Consider the following 19,645-nt stretch of genomic DNA (forward strand, 5'->3'; position numbering starts at 1 on the left):
TCCCCGGGACCAGACATGCAGAACGCTTCAGACGCCACCTCCGCGACCACGCCCGGCGAGGACACCGGCCCGCGACCGCGCCGACTCTCCGATGTGAAGGGGTGGTTCCACCCGGTCGACCAAGTGCTCTTCGACTGGATACTGAGCCGGCAGCGCTACCGCGGGCAACGCGGTGACCTGCTGGAGCTCGGCGCGTATCTGGGCAAGAGCGCCATCTTCATGGGCGCGTATCTGCGGGCGCAGGAGACCTTCACCGTCTGCGACCTCTTCGACTCGCCCGCCCCCGACGAGGCCAACTCCGCCGAGATGGGCCGCTCGTACGCCACGCTGACGCGCCGCGCCTTCGAGGCCAACTACCGCTCCTTCCACGACGGTCTACCGCAGATCGTGCAGGAGCCGTCCTCGGGGATCACCGCGCACGTGCAGGCGGACAGCTGCCGCTTCGTGCACATCGACGCCTCGCATCTGTACGAGCACGTCCACGCGGACATCGCCGCCGCCCAGAAGGTGCTCGGGCAGGACGGGATCGTCGTACTGGACGACTTCAGGGCCGAGCACTGTCCGGGCGTGGCCGCGGCGACCTGGGGCGCGGTGGCGAGCTCGGGGCTCAAACCGCTGTGCATCACGGCCACCAAGTTCTATGGGACGTGGGGCGGTTACGACGCGATCCACGCCGATCTCGCCGCCTTCCTCAAGGAGCGGGACGACATGTGGCACGGCGCCGAGGAGGTCGCCGGCCACCCGATGATCCGGATCAGCGGCAAGAAGGCGAGGCCGCCGGAGCATCCGGTGTCCCGGCACGCGAACGAGGCGGACCCGCGACCGCCGGGCCAGGCGGCCGAGCCCGCCTCAGCGCCTTCCGGGGCCGGGGGCAGGGCCAGGAGCCTGCTGTCGTCGCTGCTGGCGCGCTCGGGGCGTTCCTGACGCGTCCGGCGCGGGCTACCGCTCCAGCAGATCGAACAGCTCCTCCCAGCGCTCCAGGACCCGCGCCTCGGAGAACCGCTGGACGTTCTGGCGGGCCCGCTCCCCCATCGCGTCCCGCAGCCGCGGATTGCCGGTGAGGCGCAGGAGGCGGTCGGCGAGGGCCTCGATGTCGCCGACGGGGGCGAGCAGGCCGTCCTCGCCGTGGCGCACGATCTCGCGTACGCCGGGCGCGCAGTCGAAGGCCGCGCACGGCACCGCGCTGGCCATCGCCTCCATCAGGGCCAGCGGGAAGCCCTCGCCGCGGGACGACTGCACGAAGAGGGAGCTCTCGGCGAGCACGCCGGGCACATCACTGGTGCGGCCACACCACCGCACAGAACCGTCCAGGCCGAGGCGCGTGCACTGCCGCCTGAGGTCGGCCTCGTCCGCTCCCGCCCCGTAGATCCGCAGCGTCCAGTCGGGGCGGTGCGGGGCCACCAGCGCCCAGGTGTCGACGAGCATGTCGACGCCCTTCTGGTCGGCGAGCCTGCCGATGCTGCAGACCACCTTCCCCTCGCGCCGCGAGGGCACCGCGGGGAGGTGTGCGAGGGCGTTCGGCATCGCGCCGACGTTGTGCATGCCGTCGCGGATCCAGTCGTCGGCGTCCTCCTGGGTGAGCGCGAGCCAGCGGTCCACGGAGGGGTAGCTGCGCTTGACCGCGCGGTAGCGGTGGCAGGCGCGGGTGTACGCGTACGACTCGTGGCTCATGCCGATGATGCGCAGGCCCGCGGTGTCCGCCTCCCTGATCCACTCCATCGGCCAGACCTGCGTGACGATGGCGACCGCTCCGGGGCGCGCGGCACGGAAGAGCTCCGAGAGCCGGTCGACGGTGCGGCGCTTGGCGGCGACCCGCGCCGCCTCGCGGCGGCGCGCCACCACGTTGAGGCGGCCGAGGCCGCGCGCCGGGCGCGGGGTCGGCGGATGCTCGCGGTAGAGGCTGGTCACGGGGTAGCCGAGGTCGTCCGGGAGGGCCAGTTTCAGCTCGGCCTCGTGGACGCCGATGACGTGCACCCGGTGGCCGTTGCCCTGGAAGAGCCGGGCCATCTGGTGGGCCCACGCGGTGACGCCGCCGAGTTCGTCGACGGTGTTCGCCACGAGGAAGAGGTCGCGGCTCTTCGTCGGGGCGGTGATCTTTCTGGTCGCGATCGTCGTGGTCATGCCCCGTCCCTCTTCGCCGTGGACCCGAACCGCTCCGCGTTCCCGAACCGCTCCCCGAAGAGCGCGTCCACCACGTCGGCCGCGGCCCGCCCCCGGTCGTACGCGCCGAACCGCGCGGCGAACGCCCGTCGGCGCTGAGCCCACGCGCGATCGGCCTGCTTCAGCGTGGCGAGCACGCGCAGCAGCTCCTCCTGCGTCTCCACCACGGGCCCGCCCGCTTCGTCCCGTAGCGCGAAGTAGCTGCCTCGCTCGGCCGCGTACGCGTCGAGGTCCGGCGCGAAGTGCACCATCGGCCGGTCCAGGAGCGCGAAGTCGAACATGATCGACGAGTAGTCCGTCACCAGGACGTCGGCGAGGCAGAGCAGCTCGCTCACGTCGTGGTGCGCCGAGACGTCGATGACGGTCCCTGGCGGGCAGACCGGGAGGGCCGCCGCCTCCGAGTAGTGGGCGCGCACCAGAAGGACATGGGTGTCGCCGAAACGTTCCGCGAACCGGCGTACGTCCAGCGGCAGTTGGACCGCCTTGTTGGTCTTGGGCAGGCCGCGGAACGTCGGCGCGTACAGGACCACCGTCTTGTGGTCGGGGATGCCGAGATCGGCGGCCACGGACGGCCGGGGGAAGCGGCCCGATGTCTCGTCGCGGGCGCGCGCCGCGACCAGGCGGTCGTTGCGCGGGTAGCCGCAGCGCAGCAGCCGCTCGTCGGGGATGCCGTAGGCGCGGGCCAGGGTGTTCACGTCGTGCTCGGAGCGCACCAGGAAGTGGTCGAAGCGGTCGACGGCTTGTCGCAGGTGCTCGCGTTGCGGGGCGTTCTGCGTCTTCAGGCGCGCCTCGTCGAAGCCCATGCGCTTGTACGCGGAGCCGTGCCAGGTCTGCAGGTACGTGGTGTGGCGCGGCTTGTCCAGGGCGTGCGGGAAGCCCTGGTTGTCGATCCAGAACTCGGCGCGGGCAAGGGCCCACAGATACCGCCAGGACCAACGGCGCACCAGGCGTGCGGAGTCGGGGAACCCGTCCGCCGAGGCGGCGTACGCCCAGGTGCAGCGCAGCCGCAGTTCCCGGTCGACGATCTCCTGGTGGACGGCGCGCGGGCTGTCGCCGTAACACCTGCCCATGTGGCTCTCGAAGACGACCGAGCCCTTGCTGACGGGGAGCCGCCGCAGCGCCCGCCGGTAGACGCGCAGCTTGACCCCCTTGCCGCTGAGCCCGTCCCACCGCTTGCGCAGGGCGCGCAGCCGCAGCCTGAGCCCCCGCGCGGGGCGGAAGTGCGTGGCGTAGTGCAGTGCGGCGCGCAGCGTGCGGGCGGCGCGGTGGCGGGGCGCGAGGCGCAGCTCCAGCCTGTTCGCGCCGGTGACGCCGACCCCTTGGCTCTGCCCCACGGTCTCCGGTTCGGCGACGAGTTCGGTGGTCACGTCCTGGCCGTCGGCGGCGAGTCGCAGCCGCGGCTCCCAGGCGCGGTCGCGGATGCCGAGGTTCCACAACCGGGCGGTGAGGACCACCGTGGCCCGCCAGAGGACCGTGCCGCCGTCGTAGTGCACCTCCTCCACGGGTACGCGAAAGCCGCGCCGCCTCGCGCCGTGCGCCCGCACGTCCAGCCAGGCGGTGAGCGGCGGCCGGTCGGGCAGCAGACCGCCGGGCAGCACGACACGGCCTTCGAGGACCGCCTTGCCCGCCTCGACGTCGCACCTGGTCAGGCGGTTGAGGAGGCGCACCTGGGCCAACTGCTCGTGCTGGTGCCCAAGTTCACTGACGTCGAGCACTTCCCGTACGCGCGGGTCGTCGAGCCCGTCCGCGCGCCAGTAGACCTTCCCCTCCCGCTCGGTCAGCTCCGAGACGACGGTCCCCGGCCGCGCGAGCGCGTAGGAGGCGGCGAGGACGCCGTCCGTGTCGCCGTCCGCGAGCAGCCGCACGCAGACCCGCTCCACGGGGTCGAGGGCGTTCAGGGCGCGCGCGTCCACGCGGCCTTCGAGGTACGGGGCGATTCCGTCCGTGGCCCGGCGCCGCTCCTCGGCGGTGAGCCGGGGGAACGTGCGGGCGCAGGGCAGCACGTGGTCGACGAGGAAGGACCGCTCACGCAGGTCGGCCAGGTCGAGGCGGCCCAGGCTCACCAGGAGCCCGGCGACGCGGTCGTTGGCGGCGGCGAGCGCGGGGGTCTCGTGGGCGGGGGCGGGCGCCGAGCGGTGGGTGGTGATCAGGTTCGGTACGAGGGTGAGGGCGCGGACTCCGAGGGCGGCCTCGACGCCGAAGAGGACCTCGCTGTGGTCGAGGTCCTGTGCGTACCGCAGACGCGCGCGGTCGAGGACGTCGCGGCGGACGCAGAACCCGGCGGTCAGGGAGTCCCTGGTCACGAGTTCGGGGGCGTCGCAGAGGTTCTCGACACTCCTTGTCCTGGCGTGCAGCCGGTCCTGCCAGCCGGGGCCCCGCTCCTTCTTGCCGCCGCCCTCCGTGAGCCGCGTCCAGCGCCCCGCCACCAGTTCGGCCCCGGTGCGGCGCGCGGCGTCGAAGAGGTTGCGGCAGGCGTGCTGTTCCAGGAGTTCGCCCTCGCCCAGGACGATGACGTACCGCCCGCGTGCCGCGTCGAGCCCGAGGTTCCGCGCGGCGGCGACCGGCAGCACGTCCCCGGCGCGGACCAGGCGCACCCGGTGCGGCTGGTCGGCGGCGAGCTCCCGTGCCGCGTCGCGGGCGGGGCCGTCCGCCCCGGGGTCGACGACGACCGCCTCGACGTTGCCCATCGTCTGGTCGAGCACGGACCGCACCGACTGCCGCAGCGCGTCCACGTCCGCCCCCGCGACCACGACGCAGCTGACGTCGTGCAGATCCGGCGTGCTCATGCGCGGCCTCCTTCGAGCATGGCGTCCACCACACCCGCGGCGGCGTTCCCGTCGTCCAGGTCGCAGAAGACCTCGCGGAACGCGTCGTACTTGTCGGCGTACGGGGCGGTGGCGGCCAGCGGGTCGCGCAGCGCGGCGATCACCTCGTCGCTGGTGGCGAGCAGCGGGCCCGGCGCCCGCGCCTCGAAGTCGAAGTAGAAGCCGCGCAGGGTGTCGCGGTAGTGGTCGAGGTCGTAGGTGTGGAAGAGCATCGGGCGCCCGGTCTGCGCGAAGTCGAACATCAGGGACGAGTAGTCCGTCACCAGGACGTCGCTGATCAGGAGGAGTTCGCTGACGTCGGGGTGGCGCGTGACGTCGCGGACGAAGTCCGAGCCGGGGACGGTGCCGCCGACGAGGTAGTGCCTGCGGACGAGGAGCACCGTGTCGTCGCCGACGGCGCGTTCGGCGGCGTCGAGGTCGAGTTGGAGGTCGAGGGCGTAGCGTCCTGCCTGCTTGGGCTGGTTCTCGCGCCAGGTCGGCGCGTACAGGACGACGCGTCTGCCCTCGGGGATGCCGAGCCGTTCGCGTACGGAGGCGGCGACCTTGGCGCGGTCGGTGGCGTGCAGCAGGTCGTTGCGCGGATAGCCGAGTTCGAGGACCTCGCCGGTGTAGCCGAAGGCGCCGCGCAGGAGAGGCGTCGAGAAGCGGTTCGGGGAGACGAGCACGCTCCACTGGTCGGCGCGGCCGGGCAGGCTCGCCATGTAGGCGCGGTCCGCGGAGGCGTGGCCCGCGAGGTCACGGCCGATGCGCTTGAGCGGGGTGCCGTGCCAGGTCTGCACGACGTACTGGCCCTCGGCGCGCACGAACCACTCGGGGAGCTGGGTGTTGGTCACGATGTAGCGGCAGCGGGCGAGGGCCTCGTGCCATTCGGCGCTCCACAGGGCGAGCGGCGTGGCGCTCTCGGGCAGCGCCACCTGCTGGTCGCGGACCACCCACAGATGCTCCAACTCCACGCCCCTGGCCACCAGTTCCTCGTGCACGGCGCGGGGCGAGTCCGAGTACTGCCGTCCGTCGAAGCTGCAGTACAGGACGGCGTCACGCAGCGGCCGGCCGCGCTGGGCCGCGTACTCCTCGCGCAGCCTGCGCCGGCGCGGGCCGCCCCGGTCGGCGACGGGCAGCGCGGAGCCCGAGCGCAGGTGGAGGCCGTCGTGTGCGTGGCGCTTCAGGCTGATGTCGCGGCCGGACCTGGTGCGTACGAGGGGCAGTTCGCGGGCCTTGCCCGGTGCCACGCACACGGGGGTGTACTGCTCGGGGTCGCGCGCGCCCGGCTCGCGCAGGAAGAGGTTCCAGCGTCCTTCGGCGAGCGGCAGGGTTCCTCCGGGTCCTGGCACGGCCTCGGGGCGCAGCGCCGCGGAGAACCTTCCGCCCGCGATCCGTACCGGCACCGCCGCCTCGTCGCCGTGGCCGGCGTGCACGAGGACCAGCTCCCCGGCGCGGGCCTCCGCGCCCGGGTGGCTGCCCTCGACGAGCAGCTCGTCCTCCCAGCTCACGGTGGACACGAGCGGCCGCACGGTCTGGTCGCGCAGCTCCAGGTTCCCCGACGCGTTGGCGAGGACGAGGAGTTCACGGCCCGGCAGCAGTCCGTACCGCCCCGCCGGGACGTCGGGGCAGGCGGCGAGCGGTGTGCGGCCGCCGCCCTCGCGGACCACCGCGACGCCCCACGGATCGGCCTTGCGCGGCTCGCCGGTGCGCTCGTCCTCACCGGCGTGGAAGAGGCCGAGCGGCACATCGGCGCTGAAGTCGCGGCCGTTCACCAGGGCGGGGACGTGGTGCGCCTCCTTGGTGGCCCAGTTCTCCACCCGCAGGGCGTCGACGGCCTGCGACTCCCCCGGCGCGAGCCGCCCGTGCAGCCGGACGGTGCCGCCGCAGCCCTCGTGTGCGACGAGCCGCGCCGCCACCCGCTCCGTGCGCAGCCGCAGCCGCCCCTTGCTGAGGGTGACGGCCACCCGCAGGAACTCCTCCAGATACCGCACGGGCAGCCGTGGCGGGCTGACCGGCCTGACCGGTCCGGTGCGTGGCAGGAGCGCGCTGACCACGCCCATCTCAAGTTTCCAGGTGGTGCTGCGCCGCTTGGTGATGGTCCTGCGGGGGTCGATGACCGTCTCGAACCCGGACCGGTCGTAGCTGTGCAGGCCCTGCTTGGAGCGGTACGTCGCCTCGCGCGCCCGCACCGTGCGCAGCTTCAGCGGCAGGACGCGCCGCCGTCCGGCCCGCAGCCAGGCCACCCTGGCGCGCGCCCCGATACGGCCCGCCGGCAGGTTGGGGATGTAGGCGTACCCCTTGAGCCGCAGTCGGCCCTGTTCGTCCCAGGCGATGTGCGTGAGCTGTGCGAGGAGCGGCAGATCCGAACGTTTCAGGGCGACGGTCTCGCGCGGCAGTCCCCCGATCCCGGGGTACTCGGCCCGGCGTCGGCGCAGACCGCGGACCCGGAAGGCGTCGGGGTGGGACTTCTCGTACGCCATGAAAGCGAGCAGGTCGGTGACCCGGCGCCGGCGGATGAGCTGCCAGCGCACGCGCAGGGCGAGCGGCAGTGCGGCGAGGACCGCGGGGTCGACGGTGTCGGCGAAGGCGTTGGCCTGCTCCATGAAGACGTCGTGGTACGTCGCGTCGCCGTGCGGCAGGGCCTCCATGAACAGCCACAGGTCCCCGCAGAGCACCGTCGTGTCGTAGCGCCGCTTGGCCTCGGCGAACACCTCCGCCTGCGGCGTGCCCGCCGCCCGAGCCGCTTTCGACGCGAGGAAGTCGCCGGCCGCGAGGACGGCGGCGACGCGGTCGCGGACCGCGCGGGGCCTGGCACGGCGGGTGGTGATGGAGCCGTCGCGGTCGCGCCAGAGGTAGACGGGCTCCTTCAGTACGTCGACGGCCTCGGCGAGGAAGTGAGCGGGGATCATGACCGGGGTGTCCTCGAAGAGGACGCCCTCGGGGAAAGTGAGGGCGTGCCGGTCCCAGAACTCCCTGCGGAAGACCTTGTTGCAGGCGATGCGGTCGCCGAGCAGCTCCCAGTCGCGGGTGACGTGCGTGCCGCTGCGGTCGCTCCCCATCATCTTGCGGAACATCGGCGACTGCTCGCTCCTGCCGCCCGAGCGCAGCCGGTGGACGTTGCCGGTGACGAAGTCGGAGCCCGACTTCTCCAGTGCGGTCAGCATCCGCTCGTACGCGTCCCGTGGGACGACGTCGTCGCTGTCGACGAACGTCAGATACCTGCCCCGCGCCTCGCGCACCCCCGCGTTGCGCGCCGCCCCGAGCCCCGCGTTCTCCTGCTCCACAAGACGGAACCTGGCGTCCTCGGCGGCGAACTCGCGGGCGATGCGTGGGCTCCCGTCGGTCGAACCGTCGTTGACCATGACCACCTCGAGGTCCGGCATGGTCTGTTCGGCCAGCGACCGGAGGCAAGGAGCGAGAAACTCCTCGACGTTGTAGACGGGGACGACGACGGCGAGTCGGGGTGTCATGCGCTGCGCACATTCCTTCCGGAGAGCTGACGGGCACGGCTGCGCGTCCTGCTGAGGGCCACCCGGTTAACAACCACCGCCCTTCCGGGTCACCCGCCCAGAGCCATTCGAGTGAGCGCAAGAGAAGGCCCGGCGCCCGGCGGCCGAAGACCGCCGGGCGCCGGGCCCGCTCGTGTTCCGCCGTCAGGGTCAGGGCTTCACGGCGATGCGTCCCTCGTCCATGCGCAGGAGCAGCAGCCGTTCGCCCGTCTTGTCCATGAACTCGTCGACCGCCTGGCGCGACCCCTGCCAGTAGCCGTAGTCGTCGATGAGCAGGACGCCACCGCTGACCAGCCGCCCGTACAGGTGCTCCAGTTCGTGCTTGGTGGAGGCGTACCAGTCGGTGTCGAGGCGCAGGACGGAGATCTGTTCGGGTGCCTCGCGCGGGACGGTCTCCTCGACCATCCCCTTGACGTAGTGGACGCGCTCCTTGGGGTACGGCACCTTCTCGAAACCGGATTTGACGTCGTCGAGGGAGGCGACCGCCCAGATCGGGCGGTCCTTGCCCTGGAGCTTGAGCAGTTCCTCGGCGGACTTGCCGTCGCGGCGCAGGTCCTCCTCGGTGGGCGCGGTCATGCCCTCGTAGGTGTCGAAGAGGTACAGGTCGCGCTCGGTGTCACCGGCGGCGAGCAGCGCCTTGGCGCAGGCCTGCATCGAGCCTCCGCGCCAGACACCGCACTCGACGACGGCGCCGGGGATGTCGTGCCGGACCACGTGCCGGGTCGCCAGGATGAAGGCGTTCAGCCGTTCGGGAGACGTCATCGTGTACGGCTTCACCGCACGGATGATCTCCTTCGCCTCGTCGTCGTAGTCGGCGGGGAGGTTCAGGGCCTTCGGCTTCGGCTTCGGCTTCGGTGCCGGGGCGGGCTTGGGCGGCGGGGAGGCCGCCGCCCGCTGAGTCGGCACCGGTTTGCGCGTCAGCTGATATCCGGTCAGTTGCTTCAGTGCGCCATTCACAGCGCGTCGCCATGCCATGGGATCGGACAATACGCGCAAGGCATCCCTGATGCCACATTTCGTCAACATGGCGTCATTTAATGTCACTTGCTGCCGAAACGGAGTGCTCGTCGGTCTCGCGCGGCGCCACCACCTTCGGCCTGCCGCAGTCGGCACGGCCCTCGACGGGTTCGGGCAGCGGGACTCCGTCGACCCCGCCGATCCTGTTCGCCCACCAGTTGGTGGTGGTGCGCACGAAGGCCATGGTGAGGCTCGGGTAGTTCTTGGGGCGCTGGAACACGCCGACGGAGTCACCCCAGTAGGCGTGCTTGGCGTCGATGCTGCCGTAGGCGTGCCGGATGCCGTTCATGGGCGGGAAGTCCGTGTAGGCCTCGCGCAGTTCGAGCCGGGTGTACGCGGCCAGGGCGCGGAACCCGTCGGGGTAGTAGCGCCAGCAGTCCTGCGCGTCGTGCACGTGGCCGCGCGAGGGCGCCGTCACGAAGGCGATGCCCTCCGGCTTCAGGACGCGGGCGATCTCCAGCATCGTCGCCCAGAAGAAGGGGATGTGCTCGAAGGCCTGCCCGGAGATGACGAAGTCGGCGCTGCGGGACTTCACGGGGATGCGGTACGGCTTCGTCATCACCGCGTCGACGTTGCGGCCGTCGAGCACGTCGACGCCCACGTACTCCGTGTCCCGCCCTTCGAGCAGGGTCTTGTGGGTGCGGGTCTGCCCGTCGGACACCCGGGCCCCGAGGTCGACCACCCGGTGACGCTTCCCCGCGGGCATGTACTGCCGCACGCAGAGTTCCATCTGTTCGTACGCGGACTGGTGCACGTGTCCTCCAAGATTGGTCTCTTCTACGCGTTGATCGCTGTCAACGCCGATCGCCGATCGCCGCAAAGGGTCACACCGTCAACTCGCCTCCACCGCCGCCCTTTCCCGTCTCAGGACGAGCGGGGTCCGCCGGGCGCACCACTTCCTCGCCGGTTCCTCGACGTACGTGTAGAGCGCCCAGGACAGCGCCGTCACGGTGACGCCGACGCCGAGCAGCGTGAACACCGCGACGTTCTCCGGCTGCGGGCGGCCCCAGGTGTCGAGGATCAGCCGGTTGAGGGTCTGGTGCAGCAGATAGAAGGCGTACGACCAGAGCCCGAGCAGCACCATCGGGCGCGAGCAGAGCCAGCCGCGATGTCCGGACAGCTCGCGCTGGACGTAAGCGGTGATGAACAGGGCGGCGAAGAGGGCCGCGACCGACCGCAGGGCCCAGGTGAGCTGGCCCGCCGCGTACGGGCCGAACAGCTCCGCACGGTGGCTGTGGAGGGCGGCGTACGCGACGAAGCAGGCGAACAGCACCGGCGGGCTGAGGCGCATCCGGTGTCCGCGGCGCAGGGCCAGGGCGCAGGCCATGCCCACGCCGAACTCCGGCAGCCGGGTCACCGGGTGCCGCATGACCCATTCGCTGGCGAAGGGCGAGAGATGGGTGGCCGTCCACCAGTTGAGCGCCCACATCGCGACGAGTCCGCCGACGGACAGCAGCACGAGGGTGCGGGTGCGCAGGCGCAGCACGTAGCGGATCGCGAACGGGAAGAGGAGATAGAAGAAGACCTCGACGCTGAGGGTCCAGGCGACGCCGTTGCCGGGGAACGTCGGGGTGACTCCGGGGAACCACGTCTGCACGAGGAACAGCGAGGCGACGAAGCTGAGGGCGTCCGTCGGCACGCCTCCCCAGAGGTAGAAGACCCAGACGCACGGCACGGTCGCGACCAGGTGGGCGGGCCAGATGCGGCCGAACCTGCGCCAGTAGAAGAGGCCGGCGCGGGAGCCGGGCCGGTGCCCCCAGGTGAGCAGGAAGCCGGAGAGCACGAAGAAGAAGTCGACGCCGGTCGCGCCCAGCCTCGAGTACGGGAAGAGCAGCGGCGCGTGGGCGACACCGCCGTACGCGCTGAGTCCGGTGAAGTGGTGCACGAACACCGCGAAGGCGGCCAGGAAGCGCATCCCGGTGAGGGAGTCGACCCGGGACGCGGGATCGGCGCAGGCGTCCGGTCCGGACAGAGGCCGCTGCTGCCGCGGGAGAGCCGTCGTCATGCCCGTGCCCCCTCGCCCGCTCGCAGGACCGGACCGCAGCCGGCCGCGCGCATCTCGGCGACCATGGCGTCCAGGGCCGGACGCGCCCGCTCGCGCAGTGCGGTGATCCGGGCCGGGTCGTGCACCGCGTCCGCCCGGACGTAGTCGCCGCCGTTGCCCTCGCGGTAGAGCGGGACGTAGCCCGCGGCCGCCAGGCGGGAGACCGTCAGGCCCGTCTTGTCGGTCCAGGCGGCGTGGACGTGGAGGAGTTCGGGTCGCACCTCGTTCAGGACGTAGTGGCGCAGGGCGGCCGTGTCACCGGCCGCGTACGCGTCGGCCACGCGGCGGTCGGTCAGACCCGCGACGTCCACGACACGCAGCCGGGAGGTCAGCAGAGTGCCGCCGAGGTCGGGCAGGGCGACGGTGGCATCGCGCAGGCCGAGATACGAGGCGTACGCGTTGAAGGTGTGGCCGTAGCGCTCGGCGACGAAGCACATCGACAGGGTGGGACGGTCCGTGAACCTGCGGTTCTGCGCGGCCTGTCCGGTGACCGAGAGCAGCAGGGCGCCCGCGAGCGCGGAGCCGACGAGGGCCCGCGCGCGGGGGCGTTCCGCGCGCCAGACGACCCCCGCGGCCAGCGCGAGCGCCGTCGCGGCGAGCACCCACACCGGGGTCGCGAAGCGGTACAGCGCCATCCAGTCGCGGCCGAGCACGCCGTAGGCGAGGAGGGTCAGGGCCAGCGGGACGAGCAGCGCGGCCAGGGCTCTGCGGGGCGGCCCGGGGCGGGCGAGCGCGATGCCGGCGCAGGCCGCGCCGATCAGGGCGAGCGCCCAGCCGCCGTACGTCAACAGCTCGCCCGCCGCCGCGAGCTGATCGAGCCGCGGAGGTTTCTGGGCCTTGGCCACCGCCGTGTTCGGGACCCAGAGCCCGAAGGTCGCGCGGCGCCACAGCAGGAACGCCGCGTACGGCAGTGCGAAGGTGGCGCAGCTCAGCGCGACCGCCCGCGCGGCCCGGACGAGGTGGCCCCGGCGCAGGAACAGCAGCACGGCCACCGGATGGGCGGCGGCGAGCACCGCGCCGTCCGGCCGGGTCAGCGCGGCGAGCAGCGCGACGGCCCCCGCGGTCGCGGCGAGGCCGGGTCGCAGCAGGGTGCCGCGCACGGCTCCGTGGACGAGCAGGGCGCCGGTCGCGGCGGCGGTCAGCGCGTACAGCGGGTTCTCAAGGCCTGAGAAGGACCACGCCACGTACGACAGGTTCGCGGCGAGGACACCGCCGGTCAGCAGCGTCACCGCCCAGGCCCGGCCCGGCAGCACGGCCCGCGCCGCCACGGTCACGCAGGCGAGGACGCCCGCCGTGCAGAGCAGCGCGAGGGCCTTGGGATAGAGCACCAGGTCGCTGACGCCGAGGAACGCGCCGTGGTCGAAGAGGCCGAGCCCGCGGCCGACGAGGAGCAGGGCGAGCCAGGAGGGGTTGGAGTAGCCCTCGACGGGGTCGGCGCCCGGCTGCTGCACGGGGCCGAGGCCCTCGTCGATGCTGCGGGCGTAGGCGAAGGTGATGGCCGCGTCGTCCACGATCCACTGACCGAGCGCGCTCGCACGCCAGGCGATCAGGGCAGTCGCCAGGGCCACGGCCGCCGGGTCGGCCCAGCGGCGGCAGAGGGCGACGGCGGTCGCGGTCGGGGTCGGGGGGCGGGCCGGAGAGGGGGCTCCGGCCTGTGGTGCGGGTGCTGGGCACGCTGATGGTGCGGGTGCCTGGGGTGGGCACTCCGGCGGCGGTGGTGCGGATGGTTCCTTGCGGCGCTGGAACTGCGCGAGGGGACTGATCATTAAGGGGCTAACGTACACATATCGCCCCAAGTCACTCTCCCGTCCGCCAGGCGGGTGACCCGTACGCGGCCTCACACCACCCTGAGGTGAACACGGGCAAAGTGGCCCAATGCACCACATTGGGTTCACGCCATGATCCCGGTCCTGCCGCCCGCGGCACGGCGGCTGCTCGCCACCGCACGGGCCACCCGCTTCCGCGCGGAACGCGCGGCCGCGGGCCGGGTCGGGGTGGGGCGTGTCGGAGCGGGGCGTGTCGGGGCTGGGGCTCCGGCGCTCCTTCCGGCGCCCGTGCATCTGTCGATCCGGGACAGCCGTACGCTCAATCTCGCCGTCGCCGCCCTCCCCGATGAGCAGGCCGAGGGAGCCCATCTGGTGATCTCGCGCGGCCACCGCCGGTTCCGCGTTCCGCTCGCCTTCGAACAGCACGCCCACGGGGGCCCGCTGCTCGCCGGGACGGCCACACTGCGCGACGTACGCGACGTACGTGACGGGATCGATGGCCCCGGGGCCCCCGGCACGCCTGCCCGGCCTCGCCTCGGTGAGGGTGTCTGGCGGCTCACGGTCGTCACCGTCGACGCCCGCGGACGCGTCCGGCGGCGCGGCATCGGCATCGCCGAAGACGCCGAACCACCGCCCACGCCCACCGTCCGCCACGCCCCCGACCCCCGCACCGGCACGCTCATCCGCGTCGTCCGATGCCGCAGCGGACGCGCCGTTCTGCAGGTGACCCGGTCCAGGCCCCGCGCCGAACTCGTGCGGTTCGTGCCCGGCGGCGACGGCATCGTCGTACACGGACGGCTCGTCATGGCGGGTGCATCGCGGCGGTGGCGGGCGAAGGCCGTGCGGCGGCGGGACGGGGTCACCGTGCCGGTCGGCGCGGTGTGGGACGGCGCGGAGTTCAGCTTCCGGCTGCCGCTCGGGGAGATGGCCGGGGCGAGCCCCGGCCAGTGGGTGTGGGACTTCCACGTCGTGCGGGACGGAGCCGGTGCGGCGGACGCGGCCGTACCCCCGATGCCGCTCGGCCGCTGGCTCTCCGATGTGCGCGACCCCTCGGCGGCCTACCCGACCCCGTTCCGCGTCTACGCCCTCCCCGGCGGCTCACTCGTCCGCGCCCACGCGCACTTCACCAGGTCCGGCGCTTTCGCGGTCACGTGCTGGGACATCACGGACCAGACCTGAAACCGGCCAGACCCGAACAAGCCAGACCTCGTAAATCCAGACCTCATGAGCCAGACCTCATGAAGGAGACCTCATGAAGGAGACCTCATGAAGATCACGTACCTGCTCGGCTGGGGCGACGAGATGGGCGGCACCGAGCTGGCCACCTACACCCAGGCGCAGCATCTCGCGGACCGGCACGACGTCGAGGTCATCTCCGTCTTCCGGACCCGCCCCGAGCCCTTCTTCCCCGAGGCCCGCAGTCTCCCCGTCCGCTATCTCGTCGACCGCACGGTCTGCCCCGAGCGTCCGGTGCGCGGCTCGCGCCTGGACGAGGCCGCCTGCCGCACCCTGGCCGCGCTGCCCAGCGAACTGATCAAGCCCTCCTGGGAGTCCGCGTTCGACCGCCTCTCCGACATCGAGATGGCCGCCGCCCTGACCACCCTGGAGACCGACGTACTGGTCACCACGACGCCCGCCCTGATGGCCGCCGCCGTCGAACACGTCCCCACCAGGGTCGTCACCGTGCACCAGGAGCACCGCCCCACCCAGCGCCGCGGCCCCTCCGGCGAACCCCTGCTCCTTTACGCGCCGCGCCTGGACGCCCTGGTCACGCTCACCGACCGCACCCGCGACTGGATCGCGGAGTCCCTCGGCGCCACCGCCCCCGAACTGGCGGTCATCCCGAACGCCGTGCCCGACGGCTTCCGGCCGCGCGCCGACGGCGAGAGCAAGGTCATCGTCATGGCCGCGCGCCTCACCGGCGAGAAGCGCGTCGACCATGCCGTGCGGGCCTTCGCCGAAGTCGCCGACGCCTACCCCGACTGGACCCTGCGCGTCTTCGGCGGCGGCCACCGCGAGCAGAGCCTGCGCCGCCTGGTCGACGGCTTCGCCTTGCAGGACCGGGTCGAGCTCCTCGGCCCCTGCCAGGACATGGCCGCGGAATGGGCCAAGGCGGGGCTCACCCTGATGACCGCGGGGCACAACGAGGCGTTTCCGCTCGTGCTGCTCGAAGCGCTTGCCGCAGGCGTGCCGGTCGTGGCGTACGACGTCCTGACCGGGCCCGCCGAGATCGTCAGGCACCGCGTCGACGGGCTGCTCGTGCCGCCCGGCGAGGTCCATGAACTGGCGGCCGCCATGAGCGAGTTGATGGGCGACCCGGAGACCAGGCGCTCCTACGCCCACGCCGCACGCGAGGGCGTCTACGCCCGCTTCTCCTCCGTCGACGTCACGGCGCGCTGGCAGGAGCTGTACTCCCGGCTCGTGGCGCGGCGCGACGCCCCCGAGCGGCTCGACGACCGCGCGGACCGGGTGGCGCTCGGCGTCGCGTCCGGGGGCAGCCGCTTCCGCCCGACCACGCCGTACACCCTGGACGCCCCGCCGAGCACCGAGGAGCGCGCCCGCGAGGACGAGATCGCCGCCGCCGACACCAGCGGCCTGCTGATCCGCTCCGTGGGCCGGCTGGCCGAGCGCCGCGACGACATCCTCGCGCCGGCCATGACGGACTGGAACCTCGAAATCGCGGCCACCGCGCTGGAGTCGGAGGACATTCCGTACGTCCTCGTCCGTACGTCCGGCACCGCGCACACCCTTGCCGTGGCCGACGACGAGCGCGAGGCAGCGCTCAAGGCCCTCTCCGGGTCCCTGCACGGCCAGCCGGTCTACGCGGAGCTGATCCACCCCCGGGACGCGGCTCCCGGAGTCGTACTCGCCGAGCGGCTCGACGGCATCGGCGAGGTCGCGGGCGTCAAGATCTTCAAACCGGTGACCACGACGACACTGTCCCTGCGGCACGGAGTCCAGCAGGCTTGCACGGTGGCGTTCTGGCCGCGGGTCGCGCAGGACGGCGGTGTCGATGGAGGTCTGGCCGACGGGAGCGAGGCCCGCCGAGCACCCTTCGGCACCACCCTCGCGGGATCCGAGCTGCCCTCCCTGGCGCCCACCGCCACCCTCCGGGTGGCCGACCGCACGTGCCCCACGCTCGACGTCTTCGCCCAAGTCCTCATCGGCGACGTGGACTTCCCCATCGACGCGGTCTACACCTGGGTCGACGACTCCGACCCCGAGTGGCGCGCCCGCCGGGACGCGGCTCTCGGCCGGCCCGAGGACGATGCGTCGCCGGACCACGGCGCCGTCCGCTTCCGCAACCGCGACGAGCTGCGCTACTCGCTGCGCTCCCTGGCGATGTACGCGCCCTGGATCCGGCACATCTACCTCGTCACGGCGGGCCAGAGTCCGCCCTGGCTGGACGAGGACCACCCGGGCATCACGGTGATCGACCACCGTGACCTCTTCGCCGACCCGGACGCCGCGCTCCCCACCTTCAACTCGCACTCCATCGAGAGCCAACTGCACCGCATCGAGGGCCTGTCGGAGCACTTCCTCTATTTGAACGACGACATGTTCCTCGGCCGCCCCACCACCGCGGAGACCTTCTTCCTCAGCTCGGGCACCGCCCGCTTCTTCTGGTCGTCGGCTTCGGTGCCCGCGCTGCCGGTATCGCCGGGCGACGAGGCGTACTTGGCGGCAGCGAAGAACAACAGGGAGCTGCTGCGGCGCGAGTTCGGCAGAACGACGACCCACAGCTTCTTCCACGCGCCCTACGCCCTGCACCGCAGCGTGCTCGCGGAGCTCACCGAACGCTTCCCGGAAGAGCTCGAAGCGACCGCGCGCAGCCGTTTCCGCTCGAACGGCGACTACGCCCTGGTGTCGTCCCTGCACCACCACTACGCGTACCTCACCGGCCGCGCGGTGCCCGCGGGAATCGCGTACGACTTCGTGGACATCGGCAACCGTGCCGACCACGCGCGCCTCGGCCAGCTGCTCCAGGGCCGCAACAAGACGGCCTTCTGCATCGGCGAGTCCCCGAACAGCGAACTGACGGAGGAGGAAATGGCGCTGGCCATCCGCTCGTTCCTGACGGCGTACTTCCCGGTCCGCTCCCCCTACGAGCGGAGCTGATCCGCCGGGAAGAGCCGCCGCACCACCCTCTCGGCGGCTCCTCCGTCGTCGTACGGGCAGAACCGGTCCCGGAAGGCGGCCCGGAGCGCCGTCGCCTCCGCCGAGTCCCAGGCCCCGTCCCGGAACAGCCGCACCAGTTCGTCCTCGTCCCTCGCCACCGCCCCCGGCGTCTCCCCCGGCCGCCCGGACAGCAGGTCGAAGTACGTGCCCCGGGCCAGGCGGTAGGCCTGCCAGTCGGGGGCGTACGTCACGATCGGGCGGTCCAGGCAGGCGTAGTCGAACATCAGTGACGAGTAGTCCGTGACGAGGGCGTCGGCGGCCAGGCAGAGGTCCTCCACGCGCGCGTGGCCGGTGACGTCGATGAGCTGAGGGTGGGCGCGCAGGCCCGCGTCGGCGCCGTAGAAGTAGTGGGCCCGCACCAGCACCACGTACTCCTGTCCCAGCGCACGCACGAAGCGCTCCAGGTCGAGGCGGGGCGAGAAGCCCTTCTGGTAGTCGCGGTGCGTGGGGGCGTAGAGCAGCGCCCTTTGGCCGTCCGCGATCCCCAGCTCTTCGCGGATACGGGAGATTTCCTCCTTACCCGCCGTGAAGTAGACGTCGTTGCGCGGATATCCCGCCTCCAGGGCCTCGTACGCCGTCGACGGATACACCCGCTCCCAGACCTCCGTGGAGTGCGGGTTCGCGGAGAGGCTGTAGTCCCACTGGTCGGTGTGGTCGAGGACCTTCTGGAAGCTGATGCCGTGCGTGCCCGCGGGGTAGCGGCGCTGGTCGAGGCCCATCTTCTTGAGCGGGGTTCCGTGGTGGGTCTGGAGGTAGGTCTGGCCGGGGCGTTTGGTGAAGCCGCCGGGGAAGCTGGAGTTGTTGATGAGGTACGTCGCTCTCGCCATCGTCTGCCAGTAGTGGCGTGACCCCTCGATCACGTACTCGACCCCGGGTGGCACTCGGTGCTTGTTGCGGGAGGAGACCACCCATACGCCCCTGATGTGCGGGGCGAGTTCGCGTGCCTTGGCGTGGATGGCGGCCGGGTTGCAGGAGACCGAGCGGTTCCAGTACGCGCCGTAGACCGCGAGGTGGGGGTCGAGGGGGCGGCGCAGGTCGGCCCGGTAGGTGAGGCGCATGGCCCGGGCGCGGAGTCTCTTCTTCTGCTCCTTGAGTTTCCGGGTGACGCCCGACCTGCGGGACCGGCTCTTGCGGTGCGCCTCGTAGGCCGCGTACGAGGCAGTGGCCAGGGCCCGCTCCCCCAGGGTCGCCGCCGCGTCCGCCGGGCCGTACGTCCGGTAGAGGCGGGCCGCCCCGCGGAAGAAGTCCCGGCGGTCGCCCGGCGTGACGCGCCCCGCGTCGTCGAGCACGGCGAGCAGGTGCCTGGCCGCGTGCGGGGCGAGCCGGGCGCGGTCGGCGGGGTCGGCCGCGGCAAGGAGTTCCTCGTACCGGCCGATCAGCGCGAAGTGCGCCCGGCCCGGCGTCGTGGCGAAGCTGCCGCCGCGCCGCTCGCGCCAGCGGACGCAATTCTGTTCGAGGACGGCGGTGCGGGCACCGGGGGTCAGGGTCGCGCGCCGTACCGGCACCACGTCCTCGTACGGGCCGTCGCTGAACGCGAGGCGGCGCTCCTGCCAGAACGCGCGCCGGAACACGCGGTTCCAGGGGGCGACGGTGACGGCGAGGGGGTCTCCCGCGAGGTCGTCGCCGCTCGCGCGCACGTTCTCCCACCAGTCGACGCGGTCGTGGCCGAAGAGGAGGACGTCCGGGTCGTCCGCCGTGTCGAGGGCCTCGGCGATCGCCTCCAGGGCGCCCGGCAGGAGCAGGTCGTCGCCGTCGAGGAAGAGAAGGTAGGTGCCGGTGGCGTGGTCCGCACCGGTGTTGCGGGCGGGGCCGGGGCCGGCGTGGTCCTGGAGGCGTACGAGTTGCACGCGCGGGTCTCGCTGCGCACACTCCGCGGCGATCGCGGCGGACGCGTCCGGCGACGCGTCGTCCACGACGATCAGCTCCAGATCACCGAGGCTCTGGTCGAGCACGGAGTCCAGGCATTCCCTCAGGTAGCCCTGGACGCGATGGGCGGGGACGACGACCGAGAAGCGCGACATGAACACCGAAGGTAGTCACCCGGACACGCGCTGTCGAAGACCGTCCCTCACTCATTGGGGTGAAGGAAGGCAAAAAGATTGACGGGAACGGGCAAAAGGGATGAATACCCCCGTATTCCCATGATTCGCACACTCCCCTGAC

Annotated in this window: 11 protein-coding genes; 3 read left to right on the forward strand and 8 right to left on the reverse strand. The window is 72.3% G+C overall.

Going from position 1 to position 19,645, the window contains the following annotated elements; genetic code table 11:
- Positions 1–15 precede the first annotated feature (15 nt).
- Positions 16–924 carry a class I SAM-dependent methyltransferase gene (locus AB0I94_RS33240; RefSeq protein WP_363313439.1) on the forward strand — a complete coding sequence of 303 codons (909 nt, stop codon included), beginning with the start codon at positions 16–18 and terminating at the stop codon, positions 922–924.
- A gap of 15 nt (positions 925–939) precedes the next feature.
- Here AB0I94_RS33240 and AB0I94_RS33245 read toward each other — a convergent pair whose 3' ends face one another.
- The 7 genes from AB0I94_RS33245 to AB0I94_RS33275 form a co-directional block, all read right to left on the reverse strand.
- Positions 940–2,121 carry a glycosyltransferase gene (locus AB0I94_RS33245; RefSeq protein ID WP_363313440.1) on the reverse strand — a complete coding sequence of 394 codons (1,182 nt, stop codon included), beginning with the start codon at positions 2,119–2,121 and terminating at the stop codon, positions 940–942.
- The gene (locus AB0I94_RS33250) at positions 2,118–4,946 is read right to left on the reverse strand and encodes a CDP-glycerol glycerophosphotransferase family protein (protein WP_363313441.1); all 2,829 of its coding nucleotides are present in this window, start codon (positions 4,944–4,946) and stop codon (positions 2,118–2,120) included. Before AB0I94_RS33250 ends, AB0I94_RS33245 begins: the two co-directional genes overlap by 4 nt.
- The gene (locus AB0I94_RS33255) at positions 4,943–8,437 is read right to left on the reverse strand and encodes a CDP-glycerol glycerophosphotransferase family protein (protein WP_363313442.1); all 3,495 of its coding nucleotides are present in this window, start codon (positions 8,435–8,437) and stop codon (positions 4,943–4,945) included. The genes AB0I94_RS33250 and AB0I94_RS33255 overlap by 4 nt, the downstream gene beginning before the upstream one ends.
- Before the next feature lie 189 nt (positions 8,438–8,626).
- Positions 8,627–9,451 carry a TylF/MycF/NovP-related O-methyltransferase gene (locus tag AB0I94_RS33260; protein WP_363313443.1) on the reverse strand — a complete coding sequence of 275 codons (825 nt, stop codon included), beginning with the start codon at positions 9,449–9,451 and terminating at the stop codon, positions 8,627–8,629.
- 55 nt (positions 9,452–9,506) lie between these two features.
- Positions 9,507–10,247: a methyltransferase domain-containing protein gene (locus tag AB0I94_RS33265; protein WP_363313444.1), complete on the reverse strand. Its 741-nt coding sequence runs from the start codon at positions 10,245–10,247 to the stop codon at positions 9,507–9,509.
- 78 nt (positions 10,248–10,325) lie between these two features.
- Entirely contained in the window at positions 10,326–11,498 is a 1,173-nt protein-coding gene (locus tag AB0I94_RS33270) for an acyltransferase (RefSeq protein WP_363313445.1), read from the reverse strand.
- Complete coding sequence (locus AB0I94_RS33275; protein WP_363313446.1) at positions 11,495–13,105, reverse strand: hypothetical protein; 1,611 nt, start codon at positions 13,103–13,105, stop codon at positions 11,495–11,497. Before AB0I94_RS33275 ends, AB0I94_RS33270 begins: the two co-directional genes overlap by 4 nt.
- A gap of 330 nt (positions 13,106–13,435) precedes the next feature.
- On the opposite strand from AB0I94_RS33275, the gene AB0I94_RS33280 reads away from it, so the two are divergent.
- Both AB0I94_RS33280 and AB0I94_RS33285 read left to right on the forward strand, forming a co-directional pair.
- Complete coding sequence (locus tag AB0I94_RS33280) at positions 13,436–14,482, forward strand: hypothetical protein (protein ID WP_363313447.1); 1,047 nt, start codon at positions 13,436–13,438, stop codon at positions 14,480–14,482.
- A gap of 87 nt (positions 14,483–14,569) precedes the next feature.
- Positions 14,570–17,422: a stealth conserved region 3 domain-containing protein gene (locus tag AB0I94_RS33285; protein ID WP_363313448.1), complete on the forward strand. Its 2,853-nt coding sequence runs from the start codon at positions 14,570–14,572 to the stop codon at positions 17,420–17,422.
- Here AB0I94_RS33285 and AB0I94_RS33290 read toward each other — a convergent pair.
- The gene (locus tag AB0I94_RS33290) at positions 17,407–19,503 is read right to left on the reverse strand and encodes a bifunctional glycosyltransferase family 2 protein/CDP-glycerol:glycerophosphate glycerophosphotransferase (RefSeq protein WP_363313449.1); all 2,097 of its coding nucleotides are present in this window, start codon (positions 19,501–19,503) and stop codon (positions 17,407–17,409) included. The genes AB0I94_RS33285 and AB0I94_RS33290 overlap by 16 nt on opposite strands.
- Positions 19,504–19,645: the final 142 nt, after the last annotated feature.

It is taken from the genome of Streptomyces sp. NPDC050147 (assembly GCF_040660195.1).
GTDB lineage: Bacteria > Actinomycetota > Actinomycetes > Streptomycetales > Streptomycetaceae > Streptomyces.